Source organism: Burkholderia diffusa (genome assembly GCF_001718315.1).
GTDB lineage: Bacteria > Pseudomonadota > Gammaproteobacteria > Burkholderiales > Burkholderiaceae > Burkholderia > Burkholderia diffusa_B.
In genome coordinates, this window is the sequence record NZ_CP013363.1 from 2,209,458 (window position 1) to 2,227,428 (window position 17,971).

A 17,971-nucleotide genomic window follows, 5' to 3' on the forward strand; every position below is an offset into this window, starting at 1 on the left:
GGAAGCGATCGTCTCGCCCCCGCCGGCAAGGGCCTGCGGGCCATTGCACGCCCGCGCGCGCGCCGCGGTACCGCGGCAGGCAGCGCGCATCATCGGCAGCGCCGCGGCCGCCATGCCCCGGTAACATGCTACCGGGCCAACTCCCGGCTTCCGGGGCGCCTTCCGGCACCCGGCATTGTCGGCAAAACGTAAGCATTCCATGTCCATACAACGACTATCCACGTACGCACGCCGAATCGCGCTGTTCGCACTGCTGCAGATCGCGGCGATCGCGACCGCGTCGGCGTTTCCGGCGGCCGCGTCCGCACCGGGCGCGAGCGCCGTCGGCGTCACCGTGCCAACGATTTCGCTCAGCGACGCCGTTGCGCAACTCAAGCAGATGCAGGGACAACAGGACCGCATCAAGCAGCAGACGTCGAACGCGACCAACAGCAAGGAGCTCGACGAGCTCGGCGACGCGACCCAGGAACTGAGCGCCGACGTCGACAAGCTGCAGAGCCAGCTCGCGCCGCAACGCACGCAGGTCCAGGCGCAACTCGACGTACTCGGCCCGCCGCCGGCGCCGGGCGCATCGCCCGAAACACCCGCCGTCGAACAGCAGCGGGCGACGTTGAACGCGCGCAAGGCGCAGATCGACGCGGCGCTGAAGCAGGCCGCCGACCAGAAGGCCAACCTCGCGAACCTGAACGACCAGTTCTCGAAGCTGCACCGCGGCCTGCTGAAGAACCAGCTCGCGTTCCGCTCCGGCAGCATCTTCGGCGCGCAGTTCTGGATGCCGCTGTTCCATCTGTCGCCGGACGACGTGCAGCGGCTCGACGATTTCAACGACGAGCTGCGCGACATGCTGCGCTCGTCCTGGATACCCGGCCAGCGCGCGCTCACCACGCTGCTGATGATCGCCGCGCTCGCGGTCTGGCTCGGCGGCCGCCGCATCGTCGAACGCGGGCTGGCATGGTTCTGCCTGAACCGCCTGCCGCCCACCCGGCTGCGCCGCAGCGCGCTGGCGCTGGCGACGGCGTTCTCGACGCTGCTCGCGACCGCGGTCGCCGTCCAGATCCTCTATCTCGCGCTCGCCCGTCACGCCGAGCTCACGTCGTCGATGACCGATCTGTGGGACCAGTTCGCGAAGCTCGCCGTGACTTGCGCGCTGATCGCGGGCCTCGGCCGCGCGCTGCTCTGCACGAAGCATCCGTCGTGGCGCCTGCCCGCGCTCGCCGATCCCGTCGCGCTCGCGATGAAGCCGTTCCCCGGTGTGCTGGCCGCGCTGCTGCTGATGTCCGGCACGCTCGAGTCGATCAACCGGATCGTTGATACCAGCCTGTCCGTCACGCTGTTCGGCCGTGGCATCGTCTCGCTCGTCGTCGCGCTGACTGTCGGCGCGTCGATCCTGCGCGCGAATCGCGTACGCAGCGCACTCGCGGCATCCGGCGAGGCGCCCGAGGACCGCTCGACGCTGGCGGGGTTGATCCATGCGGGCGTCACGCTGGCGATCGTCGTGTCGCTCTGCGCGCTGTTGATCGGCTACATCACGGTCGCGCGCTTCATCACGTACGAGCTCGTGTGGTTCGAGATCGTGCTGTGCAGCGTCTACATCATGACGCAGCTGACGCGCGACGCGAGCGAAAGCCTGTTCTCCGCGAACCTGTCGACCGGCAAGCAGATCAAGCACCTGTTCGCGCTCGACGACCGGCATCTCGACCAGGCCCACACCGTCGTGTCCGGCCTCGGCACGAGCCTGCTGATGCTGGTCGCGGCGATCGCTTTGCTGACGGGCGGTTTCGGCACGACACCGAGCGACCTGCTCGACAGCGCGGTCGCGATGATCGGCGGCCAGCGGCTGCAGAGCCTGAACATCATGCCGGACCGGATCATGAACGCGGTGATCGGGTTCGCGATCGGCTTCTACCTGCTGCGCTCGGTGCGCCGGTGGCTCGACAGCGAATTCATGCCGGCACTCGGCATGGATGCGGGGATGCGCGTGTCGCTGATCACGCTGTTCACCAACGTCGGCTACGTGTTGCTCGTGCTGATGACGCTGGGGCTGCTCGGCGTCAGATGGAGCAACCTCGCATGGATCGTCAGCGCGCTGTCGGTCGGTATCGGTTTCGGCCTGCAGGAGATCGTGAAGAACTTCGTGTCGGGCCTGATCCTGCTGACCGAGCGGCCGGTCAAGGTGGGCGACATGGTCAGCATCGCGGGTGTCGAAGGCGACATCCGCCGCATCAACGTGCGCGCGACCGAGATCCAGCTCAGCGACCGCTCAACCGTGATCGTGCCGAATTCGCAGCTGATCTCGCAGAACGTGCGCAACGTGACGATGGGCAACAGCACGCAGGGCGTCGCGACGCTGATGCTGACGTTCCCGCTGAACACCGACCCCGAGCAGGTGCGCGACCTGCTGCTCGATGCATATCGCGAGCATCCGGCGATTCTCGACAAGCCGGCGCCGTCGGTCACGTTCAGCCAGCTGGCACCCGACGGGATCACGCTGAGCGTCACGGGCTACGTGGCGAGCCCGCGAATCGCAAGCTCGACGAAGAGCGATCTGCTATTCGAGATCCTGAAACGGCTGCGCGCCGCGCAGATCACTCTGTCGAGTCCGCAGATGCTGGTTGTGCAGAATATGCCGCCGGCGGAGAAATGAACAAAGACGGCCGGTCGCGTCCGGCGGTTATCGCGCCGACCGTCTCGGGTACTACCGAAATGCCCATCGGCCGATGATGCCGGCGCTGGCAAACAGCCGAAGCCGCGCTGCCTCCCACTCGGCCAGTGTTCGCACCCGTTCCTGGCGGGCGTCGGCAAGCGCCGCTTGCGCCGACAGCAGTTCGAGAATGTCTCCCGCGCCTAGCGCGTAACGATTGCGCGCCGATGTCAGCGCCGCTTCCGCAGCAGCCAGTAAGCGTGCAGACGCGTCCAGGTTGTCCGCTGTCATCTCCGCATCGGCGTGCGCCTTCAGCACGTCACGAAAAATCTGCTGCTGCGTATCGAGAAGCTGTGCCTCTGCCAGCTCAGCTTGAGCTTGCGCGTCGCGAATCCGATACGTGCGAGAAAAGCCGTCAAAGAACGGAATCGTCAAAGTCAGACCGATGCTGGTCTGCGTCGCCCGCACTGACTGCAGCCCCTGATTCGGATAACCGTTCCGCGACAGCGTACCGCTTAAATCGAGGGTCGGCATTCCGTCGGACCGCATGACCGTGACCTTCTCTTGCGCGGCCTTCCATTTGGCCCGCGCTGCCCGGATCTCAGGGTGAGAAACTTCGGCCGCGCGAAGCCAGTCGCTTAGCTGGCGCTCCGCCTCCAGCGCAGCCGGTACGACCGCTTCCTCGACTTCAGCGCGCGTGCCGACGGGCAGACCGGTCGCAAAGACCAGTTCAGCGCGGGCCCGAGCCATCTCTCCGCTCGCTCGCCGCGCAGCTAGTAACGCCTTGGCCAACGCCGTTTCCGCCTGTAATACGTCTGCTCGGGATGCAACGCCCCTGGCCAGCCGCTTGCGCGATGCGCGCAACGTCGATTCCGCTAAAGTCGCAGATTCGGTCCGCGCTGCAAAAGCCGCTTGTGCATTCTGAACATCGAAATAGCTGCCGATGACATCCACGACTGCCTTTTGCATCACTGCGTCGTGGCCCGCCAACGCTGCGGTCAGTAGTTGTTGCGCAGCCGCGCCGTTTGCAGTCCGTCCACCAAAATCGAGTAGCCGCCAGTTCAACGTCGCGTTCGACGTTCGACCGACGCCGCGCGAATTCATCGATGGTGCATCAGGGTATCGGTTGTAAGTCGTCAGTTGGCTGATCGCCCCGTTGACGGTGGGGAGCCACGCCGATCTGGCTTCGCCCACCGCAGCGGCCTGGATCTTGATCGATGCCCACGCCGCTCGAATACGAGGGTTGTGGCATAGCGCAAGATCGACCGCATTACCAATCGTCAGCAGCTTCGCCGGGCCATTCGACGACGCGCATACAACAGGCATGTCGTCGCCCGGTAATCGTTGCCCCACATCCAGGACCGTGGACGGGTCAGCAGCGGATCGGTCAGGCCATCCGGAAAACCGCGTGTTTCGGCATTGGATGCAACTGAAACAAACATCAGGCCGCAGATCCACGGACACACGGGAACTTTCAAACTCCTAGCGCTCACGCAGGCTCTCCCGTGCGTGCTGCAGTAAAGGCGACAGCACATATTCGATCACGCGCCGCGTACCGGTTCTGATCTCGGCACTGCCCGTCATGCCCGGCGACAGTGCGATCTCGCGACCATCTACTACCATCGCCGAACGATCAAGTACGATCCTGATCGAATAGACGAGTCCCTTCTTGTCGTCGTCTATCGCATCGCGCGAGACATGACTGACGGTCGCCGACAACGTCCCGTATTTCGTGTACTCGAATGCGTCGATCTTCACGCTGGCGGCCTGCCCCTCCTTGACGAAGCCGATATCCCGATTGTCGACGAATGCTTCCATTTCTACCGCCCCCTCCCGCGGCACGATCTGCATCAGCGGCTGCGCAGCCGGCACCGCCGTCCCGATGGTATGGACGGCGAGTTGCTGGACGGTTCCATCGATCGGGGCGCTCAGGCGCAGCAGTTCGCCGTGTGCCTCCGCACGCCGCATGTCGCCCGACGACGCATCGACAATACGCTGCGCGTCGTTCAGCGCATCCTGGGCATTCCTTCGCGTCTCTGCCACGAGCGCCGCACGTTGGTGACGAGAATCTGCAAGCTGCCCCGCCGTATCGATGCGCTGCTGCTCGGCCTCGATCCACGCATGTTCCGCAACGTCACCGGTCTTCATCAACCTCGCGTAATCGTCCGCACGACGCGCCGCAAGCGGAACGGCCTGACCGTATCGGAGAATTTCGCTGTCGAGACGGTCCCGTCGCGCAACGAAATCGCGCCATTGATCCAGCAGGTGCCGCTCGACCTCGCGCCGTCGCTCGGGCGAAACGTTCTCCACATCCGCCAGTCGAGGCTTCCGCCCGGTATCGATCGCGTCGATCAACGCCCGTGCACGCTCTGCTTGCAGCACCGCATTCAGCCGGTCGCCGTCCGCTCGTTGACGTTCAGCGTCAATTACGCGCGTATCGAGATCGATCAGCGCATCGCCAGTCTTCACGATCTGCCCGTCGCGCACGTGCAGCGCTCGCACGCTTGCAACTTCGACCGCCGCCAATGTCTTGGTCCGGGAGGATGGAATGATCTTGCCGCCGGCGTCGACGACAATGTCGATTTTTCCGAAATACGACCAGACGATCGCCGTCATCACGAGCAGGATGAGAATGCGCGCGACCCACCGGCCTGCCGGCGAGACAGGCGCCGCCTGGAGAGACAGTGCTGCCGGGAGAAACTCGGCCTCGTTTGCGTTGAATGCCGGCAGCGTCATCCGATGGCGCCGCTTCCAGCAGTGACGCCAGACATCGCGATAACGCCCAACAAGTTCACGCCAGGCCTCTGCCTGTTGTCGCACGCTCATGCCCGAGACTCCGCTACGCCGCAACCACCCTGTTGCAGCGAATACAGATGCGCGTAGATGCCGTCCTGTATGCGCCGCAGTGTGTCGTGCGTGCCGCTTTCCACGATCTGTCCGCGGTCCATCACGAGAATCCGGTCGGCATCGCGCACCGCCGAAAGCCGATGCGCAATGATCAGCACCGTGCGCCGCGCGCAGATGTCCCGCATGTTGGCCTGTATGACGGCTTCGGATTCGTAGTCGAGCGCGCTCGTCGCCTCGTCGAATATCAGGATGCGTGGATCAGTCATCAATGCGCGGGCAATGGCGATGCGCTGCCGCTGGCCGCCCGAGAGCCCGGTGCCATGCTCGCCAACGAGCGTGTCGTAACCCTCAGGAAGCTCGCAGATGAACTCGTGTGCGCCGGCCAGCCTTGCTGCGTCAATCACCGCGTCCATCGACGCAGTGGGTCGGGCCAGCGCGATGTTGTCCCGCACCGAACGATTGAACAGCGTGTTTTCCTGCAGAACAACGCCAATCTGCTGTCGCAGACTTGCCGTATCGATCACGGCAATATCGTGCCCGTCGATCAGAACTCGCCCACGATCGGGCACGTAGAGCCGCTGCGCGAGTTTGGTTAGCGTGCTTTTGCCGGATCCGGAGCGGCCCACGATTCCTACCACTTCACCCGCCGTGATCTTGACGGAGATCTGCCGGATGACATCGCTCGCATCTGGCCGGTAGCGAAACGATACCTGGTCGAATTCGATCGCGCCGTGAAGACGGGGTACTCGCGTCTTTTTAGCCGCGGTTTCAGGCGCCGTGTTCAGGATGTCCCCGAGGCGACCCATCGAAATCCCTACCTGTTGAAAGTCGTTCCACAGCTGCGCAAGACGCAGTATCGGACTGGATACCTGCCCGGCCAGCATGTTGAACGCGACGAGTTCGCCAACAGTCAACTTGCCGTCGATTACCAGCGTGGCGCCCAGCCACATGATCGCCGCGGTCACCAGCTTGCTGATCAACGTCACGCCACCGCTTGCAATCGTCGCCACGTTGGTCGCCGAAAGCCCCGCACTCACATATGCGGCCAATTGACGGTCCCATTGGTCCGTCCAGCGTGGTTCGATTGCCATCGCCTTGACCGTATCGATCCCGCTGATGGTTTCAACGAGGAACGACTGATTCTCGGCGCCCTTATTGAATTTCTCGTTCAGGCGCCGCCGAACAATCGGCGTAAAAACAACGGACAACAGCACGTAAAGCGGAATTGAAACAACGACGATCAACGTAAGCCACGCACTGTACCAGAGCATCACGCCGAGGAAAACGAACGAAAACGCGAGGTCCATCACCAGCGTCACGGCGTTGCCGGTGAGGAACGCGCGAATGTTCTCAAGCTCGCGAATACGGGCTACAGAATCGCCCACGCGGCGCGCCTGAAACCACGCCAGCGGCAATGCCAAAAGATGACGGAAGAGCCGCGCGCCAAGTTCGACATCGATCTTGCAGCTCGTATGCGCAAAGACCCACGTTCGTATCCCCGAAAGCGCCGCTTCGAACAACGTCGCGCAAATCAGTCCCACGGCGATCACGTTCAACGTCTTCATCGCGTGATTGACTAGCACTTTGTCCATCACCACCTGGAAGAAGAGCGGCGTGGCTAGCGCAATGAACTGCAACACCAGAGAGATCGCGAGGACTTCGCCCAGCAGCTTTCGGTACGTGACAATTGCCGGAATAAACCAACTGAAATCGAAGCGCGCCAGAGTACCCGCAATGCTGCTCTTGCTCGTGAAATAGATGAGCTCGCCGGTCCAGATTTCCAGAAGACGCTCGCGGGGCAGCACGGTAGGCGCGTCGCCCGTAAACTGAACAAGAGTTCGAGGCGCGCGCGTTGCGTCCCCGGCCTGATACTGCGCGACCACAAAATAGCCGCCTTCGCCCTTCATCCGCGCGACCGCGGGCAAAGGCGCCCGATCCAGTCGTTCAAGGTTCTGTTGAACGGCCCGGGCCGTCATGCCAAGTGAGCGCGCGGCTCGCAGAATTGTTTGTGTATCGAAACGGCCGAAGCCGAATTCATGTCGCAACGCGGCTTCGTCAGCTGCGATGCCATGCAGGCTGGCCATCGTCAGAACGACGGCGAGACCGGTGTCGACATCCTGCGTCAGAGACGACGCCGGAGGCTGGAAATTGGAACTATCCATGAAGGGAACAGAGGCGATGAAGGAAATGCGATACGGCCCGCAGCAGGCGGTCCGGTCGCACGCGATGTGCAACCGGACGGCCCAACCTTCGGGGAGGCGGGAATTAACGCCAGCTCGTCGCCAGCGTCGGCGCAAGCGCGGCCTGATGCTCAGGAGACAGCGTTATTGATCCCGCAGCCGGCGGCGACCATACCGCCATGGCCTGTACCAGCTTCTCGACATCGGCGTTGACAAGTGTCCGGCCGTCGTCGATACGGATCTGCTCGATCTGATACCTTGATCCCAGATACCAGTCGCGAACCGTTGCGGTATCGCTGGTGCCGAGGATATTGATCTCGAGATCGTCGCCGACGTGACGGAACCACAATTGATCCGCGGATACGCCGGTTCCGATGCTGATCACATCACCGTTGCCGAGCGTTTCGTCGTCATCCCGGATCGTGTCGCGACCGGACCCGCGGCCGAATCGATAAGTATCGTTGCCCAGGCCACCGATCAGGATGTCGTTGCCGGCACCGCCATCCAGCACGTTGTTGCCCCGGTTGCCGATGATCGTGTTGTCGAGTGCGTTACCCGTGCCGTCGATGTCCTCGTTCCACAGTTTCAGCGCTTCGGCGGTGTAGATCGCGTAGGCATTCGGTACGTTGGCGGCCGCCCGGAATTCCTGAAGGCTGATGTAGCGCGTCATGTCGCTGACCCTCCGGCGGCCCGAGTCCGCAATGTAAAAGCCCTTGAGCGCGCCATCGGCGTCTCCATAGACCGCACCCGTGACGGTAACCACGTGATTCACGCCACCGCCATCCAGATAAGCGCTGTCTTCCCAAAGCCGCCCCGAGTTCAGCGCCAGTATCACGCCACGACCGCTGCGGACGAGATTCGCAACCGCATGCTCGTCGTATCCGGCAAGCAAATTGTTTGCAATACCATAACTCTTGAGCAGCGCCTGTTGCTGAACGTAATTCGATCCGCCTCTCTGGTAATCCGTTGCGGCCGGGTTGGTGACGGCCCATTGGTTATCGATTGCGCGCCGGACGACGTCTTCCTCGGTAGTCGGGGCCCCAGTCTGCGTCAGCAAATTTACGATCGACGTCAGCGCACACGTTCCCTTGAACTGCGGGACCGCATCGCCTTGCATGTAATCCAGCTCGTTGGCTTTCGGGTATCCGTACACATGAACGGCCACACCATCGACGAGCCCTTTTTCCGGCTTGCCGAAATCCAGCAGGTTCAGATTCTCGACGTGCTCGCCCAACGAATAGCTGATCTTGCTCTGCACGGTATCGATGCCTTCGTCTGCGAATTCAACGATCCGGTCGCCGACATTGTCGACATAGTAGGTATCGTTGCCCTTTCCGCCGATCATCGTATCGGCACCGGTGACGCCATCGAGGATGTTGTCTGCGCTGTTGCCGACGATCCGGTTATCCAGCGCATTTCCCGTGCCGTTGATGTTGAAGCCTTCGACGAGTCTCAATTCTTCAAGGTTGGCGTTGAGAATATAGTTTGCGCTGCTGATTACCGTGTCATAACCTTCGTTTGCGTATTCGAGAATCACGTCATTGACGCTGTTCACGATATAAGTATCGTTGCCCTCGCCGCCCTCCATGTGATCCGCACCGGCCCCGCCGTCGAGATAGTCGTCACCCAGACCACCGAGCAGCGTGTCATTGCCCTCTCCACCGTAGAGATAGTCATCGTCGGTCTCGCCGGCGCCTAGTGCCCTCTTCGCCTCGTTGTCACCGGTGAACCCCACCAGCAAATCGTCGCCCGCACCGCCGTACAGAATGTCGTTCCCGACTTGGCCAAACAGTCGGTCGTTGCCATCACCGCCATAAAGCCTGTCATGGCCGTCCCCGCCTTGAATTTCATCGTTGCCTGCGTCGCCGTACAGCTGATCATTGCCGAGGCCGCCGAGGATCAAATCGTTTCCGGCCCCGCCGTAGATCGTATCGTCATCGGTTTCCCACGCGGCCAGCGACTGCTTCGCGTCATTGCTGGCAGTAAAGCCAGCGAGAATATCGTCGCCGTCGCCTCCCCAGATCGTGTCATTGCCCGCGCCACCGAAAATCTTGTCGTTGCCGGTTTCTCCCGAAAGCGCGTCGTGACCGTTGCCGCCATTTAGTTCGTCATCACCCGCGCCGCCAAAGAGCCGGTCATCGCCATCGCCACCGTCGAGAAAATCGTTGTCGTTACCACCATCGAGGTAATCGTTGCCGAGACCGCCATATAGCGCATCGTTGCCGTTGCCGCCATACAGCATGTCGTTGTCGGATTCACCCCACGACAACGTTTGCTTCGCATCGTTGCTGGCAGTGAAGCCGACCAGCACGTCGTCGCCGTCGCCGCCCCAGAGCACATCGTCCCCGGCCTCGCCGAACATGCGATCGTTGCCGGCATCTCCAAGCAACCTGTCGTTGCCTGCGTCACCATGCAGTTCATCGTTCCCGGCGCCGCCGAGGACCGTATCGTTTCCGTCTCCGCCACTCACGAAATCCGCCCCGTCGCCACCGTCCATGTAGTCGTGGCCGACGCCACCCCACATCCGGTCGTTGCCTGCGCCGCCGTACATGATGTCGTCGTCCGTTTCGCCCCAGGAGAGGGTTTGCTTGCTTTCGTTCGATGCGGTGAAGCCCATCATGATGTCATCGCCATCGCCGCCGTTCATGATGTCGTTCCCGACCTCGCCGAATAGCCTGTCGTTGCCGATACCGCCGTCGAGCACGTCGTTGCCGGCACCGCCGTTCAGTTCGTCGTCGCCCTCTTCGCCGTAGAGCCGGTCGTTACCCTCATAGCCGAACAGCGTGTCGTTGCCCGTTCCGCCCCACAGGTTGTCGTCGCGGCTGCTGCCGCCCATCGTGTCGTTGCCGCCTCCTGCGAGGAAGTTGACGAGCAGATTGCTGTCGATCCAGTGACCATAAGCAGCGTAGTAATTCGCATCGAATACGTCGTCCCCGTCGGTACCGATGAGATAGATCCGATTGGAAGGACTGACCTTGATCTGCGTCGGGCCGAATAGGATGAAGTCTCTGGAGTTGATCCAGTAGATTTTGTCGGTATCGCGCAGCGTTCGGTAGTTCGACAGCGGAACAGCAGGGGCCAAGTACATGCGGCCGGGTTGTGATGCTTCCCAAGGTTTCCATGGCGCCGCGACCGGTGCCGATGCATGGCGGTTGTTGCCCCGCGTGATTACGTCGTAGTCGACTGCACGAATCTCCGTGATGCCGGATTGTGCCAGCGATTTGAATTCACCTGCGTCGCCGATACCGTCTTCGTTCGCGTCAATCCAGACTTGTAGCCCGCTTAGCTCCGCGCCGGTCAGTTTTCCGTCACGGTTCACGTCGCGCGAATGGAGCGCGTTAACGTCAACACCCCATCGGTTCGCGTCGAGCAGGACAGGCGTCTTGTCGGCAATGGAGGCGGCCTTGTCGAACGCAGCGCTTTTAGCTTCGTAGAATGCACCGATCGGGTTGTACCAGCCGGGCGGCATCGTGAAACCGTAGTCGTTTCGACCGCCGAAGGTGAGCGTACGAGAAATGATCTGGCTCAGGTCGAGGAAACTCGTGCCGCTCAGAAGCCCTGTCGTTCGATATCGTGTCAGCAGGCTGTCGACAAAGGCGGCATCACGGACGTTGGACAGGTCGTAGCGTTGGCCGCCGTTCATGACGAAATTGTGGTCGGCGACGCCATCGCCGTTGGTGTCTTCGCGGATTACGCTGGCGCCGTCGGTGAGGCGGGTTTCTTTCGTGACATGGTCGAATATGCCATCTCCATTCGTGTCGGTCTTCGTGACCGTGCCCGACCGTCCAATGTACTGGACGGTATGACCGCCCTTTCCATTGGGCGTGGTAATCTGGACCGAATACCCTACCCACTCGCCTCCGAGCTCAATGTACCCTGGCTCGAATTCCGGGCGATAATCTTCCAACGACAGGGTAGACATTTTTATCTCGGCACCATTGCTGTACGTCGTGATACTCCAGTCCCCATCGGTACGAGTGTTAGCAATGGTTACGCCAGACGATGACACCCCCATCAACAAATCGATGGTACGTGATACGTCGTCGCGGAAACGTGGACTGTTGGCCGCAGTCAAATCTAGCAGTTTGGGGGCGATATACTCCTTCCATGCTGATTCAGCTTTTTTCGCCAAAAATAACCCGCCCACCACAGACGTAACACCGGCAACTACTGTTGCCCCCGGCAACACCGCTGTTACGGCTACTCCTGCTATCGCTCCTCCAAGAATACCAGCCATTACCCCAATGGCCGCACCTCCGACCTCATAGGACGATGCGCTCGGATCTTTGATGATCCACAACAACTGAGCAACCGAAATAATACTACCCAATCGATGCCCTAAACCCGACATCAGTTTACCCATGGAATCAGCTTCATGCGCGATCTTGGAAAATGACTCTATTTTCCCAAGCTCCGCGCGCATAGCATCAACGCGCGCAATAAGCTGAGCATCGAGACGACTTCGGTCGATACTATCCAGCGCTCTAATTGTTGCGTTACTCAATTCATCCAGACTTTGCCACATCGCCTTCGCATATTGAGCACGGCTCGCTGCATCTGTAGAAAGACGCGCCGCATTGTTTGCGATGAGCTCCATCTGGGCAGCAGATTTCTGTAGCGCGATTCTTATGCCCTCCCCTACCGAACCGAGCACATCCCATTTGTCGAGTTCATAACCAGCCACCATCTACTCCTCCTTACAATTAAAAGCGCGGCGCACTGCAATGAAAACTGCAACGACACCCGGCGCAATAGCGATAACCTCGGCCCCACCCGCAAACAGCGGCCCGATCAAACCCAGCCACATGCGCGAACGGCTTATTGCCACAAAGTTCCATTCATAGAAATACCCATCAGCCAAAATCGAATGGAATCCCATGCACATAAACATCAAGACGACAAAAATTGCGTAGATTTTCCTCGCAAAGGAAATTTTAGAATACCCACTCTCAATCCGAGATCGATACGAATAACAAAAGCGAATCGCTACCGAAAGCCTCATCGGAATCGCGACCAACATCAAAAAAAAATACAGCGCCGTCACGTCAGGAAACTTGGATTTCTTCACCGCGCCGGGTATCAAAGGAAATATCTCTCCAGCGTTGGCTACCGCAACCTTCAGAAACGACCAACGCGTCAACGCGTCATCCGGTGCAAACCAAGCAATCACCACCCCAGATAAATGCAACACCAAGAGTGCGGGACTCATTCGATAAACCTTGATCATTAGGCTAAAGATGTTCGTTGGCTCAGTATCATCTCCGCCCTTTTCCCTCACCGATCCATAGCCGGCTCCGTTCTCCCGCCCTGTAGAACGAGCATCCCTCCTTGGCCACCGACGCTCTTTCATATCGATACCCAATCAAACTCTGCAAGCATTATCGAATTCAATCCGAATATCTCCCTTAGTCACATTCAATTCCATGAAAACGTAGATGGGACGCTCGCCGCCTTCTCCAGCGGTATCCGGCATACTCCGTCAGCACTGGCCAACGCACCAGTACGTCCGCACCAGTACGTCATTTGATGCGAACCATGCCGTTAGCGCACCGACGAGATACCAAACCATGATCACCGATTCCGCCGATAGATCGCAATCAGTCATCCACCGATAACTCGAGCCCGATTGTCATCTCCTTTCCGTGCGAGTTCGCACAAGCCCCTTTTCGTCTCGCCGCCATTCCATATAGATGCCAATCACAGTGTGTCAAAGCGTTACCAAGCAAAACCGACGGATCACACTAGCCCCCAGCACTATGTCGCACCACGAAGACACGGAAATAATTTAAACAAAATAGGAAGTCGATTTATTTTCATACAGATACGAAACCACAAATATAATTCCGCACTTGTACGAGTAATCGCTTAACGCGCAACATCGACGAATTAGTAGTAGAAAAAACAGCCAAGCCAGATTTTCAAATCCGCGCCACAATGCTTCGACTGGTTGTAAATCAGGAGTGACGATGTTCGCTTTTGTCGGCATGCTGGCCGACGACTTTCGCCCTTTGCCGTTCGAACGAGACCGGCTAGGTCGACATCTAGCGTACGAATGAATGCAGTCGGCAGCCCGGACAACCGAAAGTTCCAGCATTCGCCGGCAGCGCTTGCCGGCTCAATAGGTGGTGTGGCTGGTGCTCGCGCGTGAGTTGTACCGGCATCAGTCGATCAGCGAGATCGTTGATGGATTGACGCTGGCGCTACCGGCACCTGATGCGTCATTGGTCGGCGAGAGCGCCATCCCCGCGCTCGTACGGCATATTTCCGGCACTGCCTGAACACCTACGTGAACGGATCAAGCAACTTCTCAATGAAAAACGGCCCGGTCGCTTTCGCGACCGGGCCGTCAAGTCCCAACTGTTTCGCTACACCATTCTGCACTTCACCGGGAATGTTAAAACGGCATTAGGCTCCATGGCCGGCTTTCCCGCTTGAAGCGATTCCGACGCTACATCAGTCGCCCGATGGAATCTGCGCCAGTAACACACCGGCCCCTCTCCGTCACACGTCGAACTTCACGCCTTGCGCCAGCGGCAGCTGACGGCTGTAGTTGATCGTGTTCGTCGCACGGCGCATGTATGCCTTCCACGCATCCGAACCCGACTCGCGGCCGCCGCCCGTTTCCTTCTCGCCGCCGAACGCGCCGCCGATCTCCGCGCCGCTCGTGCCGATGTTCACGTTGACGATCCCGCAATCGCTGCCGGCCGCCGACATGAACTGCTCGGCCTCGCGCATGTCGTTCGTGAAGATCGCCGACGACAGGCCCTGCGGCACCGCGTTGTGCACGTCGATCGCGTCCTCGAAGTTGTCGTAGACCATCACGTAGAGAATCGGCGCGAACGTCTCGCGCTCGACCACCGCCGATTGCTTCGGCATCCGTACGATGGCCGGACGCACGTAATACGCATCCGCGTGACCGAGATCGACGCGCTCGCCGCCCTTCACTTCGCCGCCCTGCTCGCGCGCGTCAGCCAGCGCCTTCTGCATCGCGTCGAACGACGCACGGTCGACCAGCGGGCCGACGAGCGTGCCTTCCTCGAGCGGGCTGCCGACCTTCACCGATGCGTACGCCTTCTCGATGCGCGGCAGCAGCTGGTCGACGATGCTGCGATGTACGATCAGGCGGCGCAGGGTCGTGCAACGCTGGCCTGCCGTGCCGACTGCCGCGAACGTGACGGCGCGCACCACGAGGTCGAGGTCGGCGCTCGGCGCGACGATCATCCCGTTGTTGCCGCCAAGTTCGAGGATGCCGCGCGCGAGACGCTGGCTCAGCACCTTCGCGACTTCCTGGCCCATCCGCACGCTACCGGTCGCGCTGACGACCGGCACCTTCTTCGACGAGGTCAGCACCTCGCCGACGTCGCGCATGCCGAGCACGAGCTGGCTCAAGCCTTGCGGCGCGACACCCGGATGCGTCTTGTCGAATTCGCGCAGCGCCTTGGCGAGCAGCTGATGACATGCGATCGCGGTGAGCGGCGTCTTTTCCGACGGCTTCCACACGACCGAATCGCCGCACACGAACGCGAGCGCGGCATTCCACGCCCACACCGCGACCGGAAAGTTGAACGCCGAGATCACGCCGCACACGCCGATCGGGTGCCACGTCTCCATCATCCGATGGCCCGGGCGCTCGGATGCGATGGTCAGGCCGTAAAGCTGGCGTGACAGGCCGACCGCGAAATCGCAGATGTCGATCATTTCCTGCACTTCGCCGAGCCCTTCCGACGTGATCTTGCCGGCTTCGAGCGTGACGAGGCGACCGAGCTCGGCCTTGTGCTCGCGCAGCACGTTGCCGAACACGCGCACGAGCTCGCCACGCACCGGCGCCGGCACCGTGCGCCACTTGAGGAATGCGTCGTGCGCGGCGTCGATCTTGCGCTCGGCGTCGGCGGGCGAGTCGACCGCCAGCGTCGCGAGCGTCGCGCCGTCGAGCGGCGAACGCGCGGTCAGCGCATTGCCTTTCCACTGGGCGAGATCGATGTCGAGCGCAGCAAGAATGTCGTTGAATTGCATCACTTCCTCTTCAGGGACAGATTGATCGATGCGGCGGCGACGCCGCCCGCGTGATTCGATTGGAGCGCGTTCGCGCGCCCTGTGCAAGCGGATGTGCGGCTCGGGAGGGCCGGCGCGCCGCCTGGCGCATCGCGCGGCGCCGCCGCCGGAAAACCCGCCGGACGGCACGTCCCGGCCTCGCGACGCACGATCCATGAGACACATTGTCGGTGGCCACAAGTCGGGCCGCTATTGATATTAACTCACGACTTCATTCCCAAAACGCAACACCCCCGCAGGGCGAATCCACTTGTTTCGGCATGGGTACGGGACGTGTCCGGGGCTCGTGGCCGGGCCGCCGCGCCGGTTTCGGCAGGCAACAAGTTGATGACAAAGTTGCATTACCCAGTGCGGAAATATCGTTTGCCGCGCATGCGGTCGGCACACACAATCGGGGCGGCGTCGAGGTGCACAGCACCCGCTGCGCCGACGGCCGCCCAGCGGCGGCCGGACGACCGACGAAGGCGACACGCGTCGCGGCCCGCTGCACTGGCAGATCGGGATCAAGCCAGCGAAGCAGTGCCGCTGCCCACCCGGCGACGCGCCGCCCTTCGTCACCAAAAAACAATCCCGGAGACAGCGCCAGCCCCCGCCATGCATTCAGATGCCCGCCCCGACTCGCCCCGTCCGTCCGGCTCGCCGCCCGCGAAGCCGTCCCTCCACCGCGCGCTGCAGGCACGCCATCTGCGGATGATCGCCATCGGCGGCTCGATCGGCACGGGCCTGTTCGTCGCGTCCGGCGCGTCGATCTCGCAGGCCGGCCCCGGCGGCGCGATGCTCGCTTACATGCTGATCGGCCTGATGGTGTACTTCCTGATGACGAGCCTCGGCGAAATGGCCGCGTTCATGCCCGTGTCCGGCTCGTTCGCGACCTACGGCGCGAAATTCGTCGACGAGGGCTTTGGCTTCGCGCTCGGCTGGAACTACTGGTACAGCTGGGCCGTGACGCTCGCGGTCGAGCTCGTCGCCGCCCAGCTCGTGATGCACTACTGGTTTCCGCATGTGCCAGGCGTCTGGTGGAGCGCGATCTTCCTCACGCTGATCTTCGCGCTCAACGCGCTGTCGGTGCGCGGTTTCGGCGAAGCCGAATACTGGTTCGCGCTGATCAAGGTGCTGACGGTGCTCGCGTTCGTCGGCGTCGGCCTGCTGATGATCTTCGGCATCATGCAGGGCGGCCCGAGCGCGGGCTGGGGCAACTTCACCATCGGCGACGCGCCCTTCGTGGGCGGTTGGGCAACGATGCTCGGCGTCGCGATGATTGCGGGCTTCTCGTTCCAGGGCACCGAAATGATCGGCGTCGCGGCCGGCGAATCGGAGAACCCGCGCACGACGATTCCGCGCGCGGTCAGCCAGATCTTCTGGCGCATCCTGCTGTTCTACGTGTTCGCGATCTTCGTGATCGGCGTGCTGATTCCGTACACCGACCCGAGCTTGCTGAAGAGCGACGTGACCGACATCGGCGTGAGCCCGTTTACGCTCGTGTTCCGCCATGCGGGCCTCGCGTTCGCGGCCGGCGTGATGAATGCGGTGATCCTGACGGCCGTGCTGTCGGCCGGCAATTCGGGCATGTATGCGTCGACCCGGATGCTCTACAACCTCGCGGTCGAAGGCCGCGCGCCGAAGCTGTTCGCGAAGCTGTCGGCCGGCGGCGTGCCGCGCAACGCGCTGCACGCGACGACCGCCGTCGGCGCGCTGTGCTTCCTCACATCGCTGTACGGCGACAAGACCGTCTACCTGTGGCTGCTGAACACGTCGGGCATGGCCGGCTTCATCACCTGGCTCGGCATCGCGGTCAGCCACTACCGGTTTCGCAAGGGCTTCCTCAAACAGGGCTATCGGCTCGACCAGTTGCCGTACCGGTCGAAGTGGTTCCCGTTCGGCCCGCTGTTCGCATTCGGGCTGTGCGCGATCGTCGCGCTCGGCCAGGACTACCAGGCGTTCCTCGCCGACAAGATCGACTGGGCCGGCATCGCCGCGACCTACATCGGCCTGCCGTTCTTCCTCGCGATCTGGCTCGGCTACGCGCTGGTGCGCAAATGCCGCCTCGTCCGCTACGAGGACATGGAGATCGCGCCGTGGATCGAGCGCAACGCGACGGCCGAAGCGACGGTCAAGGCCGATGCCGGCTATCCGACCTACGTCGCCGCCCCGGCCAACCCGACGCCGGGCGCCTGATGGCCGGTCGCGCAACGGCCGCCGCCCGACCGCCGCGGCCGTTGCGCTGAAAACCCCATTCGACGCGGCGCGCGCG

Annotated in this window: 9 protein-coding genes; 3 read left to right on the forward strand and 6 right to left on the reverse strand. The window is 61.7% G+C overall.

The window, feature by feature from the left end:
* The first annotated feature begins 199 nt into the window (after positions 1-199).
* Complete coding sequence (locus tag WI26_RS25130; protein ID WP_069227548.1) at positions 200-2,644, forward strand: DUF3772 domain-containing protein; 2,445 nt, start codon at positions 200-202, stop codon at positions 2,642-2,644.
* Positions 2,645-2,695: 51 nt separating this feature from the next.
* Here WI26_RS25130 and WI26_RS25135 read toward each other — a convergent pair whose 3' ends face one another.
* The 5 genes from WI26_RS25135 to WI26_RS25155 all read right to left on the reverse strand — a co-directional run bounded on the left by WI26_RS25135 (position 2,696) and on the right by WI26_RS25155 (position 12,877).
* Positions 2,696-4,105: a TolC family protein gene (locus WI26_RS25135; protein ID WP_236849332.1), complete on the reverse strand. Its 1,410-nt coding sequence runs from the start codon at positions 4,103-4,105 to the stop codon at positions 2,696-2,698.
* 18 nt (positions 4,106-4,123) lie between these two features.
* A complete protein-coding gene (locus WI26_RS25140) occupies positions 4,124-5,467 on the reverse strand; it encodes an HlyD family type I secretion periplasmic adaptor subunit (RefSeq protein WP_060103300.1) in 1,344 nt (447 codons plus the stop codon).
* Positions 5,464-7,650 carry a type I secretion system permease/ATPase gene (locus WI26_RS25145; protein ID WP_069227549.1) on the reverse strand — a complete coding sequence of 729 codons (2,187 nt, stop codon included), beginning with the start codon at positions 7,648-7,650 and terminating at the stop codon, positions 5,464-5,466. The genes WI26_RS25140 and WI26_RS25145 overlap by 4 nt, the downstream gene beginning before the upstream one ends.
* 103 nt (positions 7,651-7,753) lie before the next feature.
* Positions 7,754-12,355: a calcium-binding protein gene (locus WI26_RS25150; protein WP_236849333.1), complete on the reverse strand. Its 4,602-nt coding sequence runs from the start codon at positions 12,353-12,355 to the stop codon at positions 7,754-7,756.
* Positions 12,356-12,877 carry a hypothetical protein gene (locus WI26_RS25155; RefSeq protein WP_236849334.1) on the reverse strand — a complete coding sequence of 174 codons (522 nt, stop codon included), beginning with the start codon at positions 12,875-12,877 and terminating at the stop codon, positions 12,356-12,358.
* A 925-nt stretch (positions 12,878-13,802) separates the two neighbouring features.
* On the opposite strand from WI26_RS25155, the gene WI26_RS33470 reads away from it, so the two are divergent.
* Entirely contained in the window at positions 13,803-13,946 is a 144-nt protein-coding gene (locus WI26_RS33470) for a hypothetical protein (protein WP_414143876.1), read from the forward strand.
* Between the two features lie 223 nt (positions 13,947-14,169).
* Here WI26_RS33470 and WI26_RS25160 read toward each other — a convergent pair whose 3' ends face one another.
* Positions 14,170-15,681: an aldehyde dehydrogenase family protein gene (locus tag WI26_RS25160; RefSeq protein WP_059464541.1), complete on the reverse strand. Its 1,512-nt coding sequence runs from the start codon at positions 15,679-15,681 to the stop codon at positions 14,170-14,172.
* 633 nt (positions 15,682-16,314) lie between these two features.
* Between WI26_RS25160 and WI26_RS25165 the strand changes: the two genes are divergently transcribed.
* Positions 16,315-17,895, forward strand: coding sequence for an amino acid permease (locus WI26_RS25165; RefSeq protein ID WP_069227551.1), 1,581 nt, complete (start codon positions 16,315-16,317; stop codon positions 17,893-17,895).
* Positions 17,896-17,971 lie beyond the last annotated feature (76 nt).

What these genes read in the sequence shown, in the direction of transcription:
- WI26_RS25155 (WP_236849334.1), bottom strand. Translation starts at nt 12,877, where the DNA reads ATGAGTCCCGCACTCTTGGTGTTGCATTTATCTGGGGTGGTGATTGCT.
- WI26_RS25150 (WP_236849333.1), bottom strand. Translation starts at nt 12,355, where the DNA reads ATGGTGGCTGGTTATGAACTCGACAAATGGGATGTGCTCGGTTCGGTA.
- WI26_RS25160 (WP_059464541.1), bottom strand. Translation starts at nt 15,681, where the DNA reads ATGCAATTCAACGACATTCTTGCTGCGCTCGACATCGATCTCGCCCAG.
- WI26_RS25140 (WP_060103300.1), bottom strand. Translation starts at nt 5,467, where the DNA reads ATGAGCGTGCGACAACAGGCAGAGGCCTGGCGTGAACTTGTTGGGCGT.
- WI26_RS25165 (WP_069227551.1), top strand. Translation starts at nt 16,315, where the DNA reads ATGCATTCAGATGCCCGCCCCGACTCGCCCCGTCCGTCCGGCTCGCCG.
- WI26_RS25130 (WP_069227548.1), top strand. Translation starts at nt 200, where the DNA reads ATGTCCATACAACGACTATCCACGTACGCACGCCGAATCGCGCTGTTC.
- WI26_RS25145 (WP_069227549.1), bottom strand. Translation starts at nt 7,650, where the DNA reads ATGGATAGTTCCAATTTCCAGCCTCCGGCGTCGTCTCTGACGCAGGAT.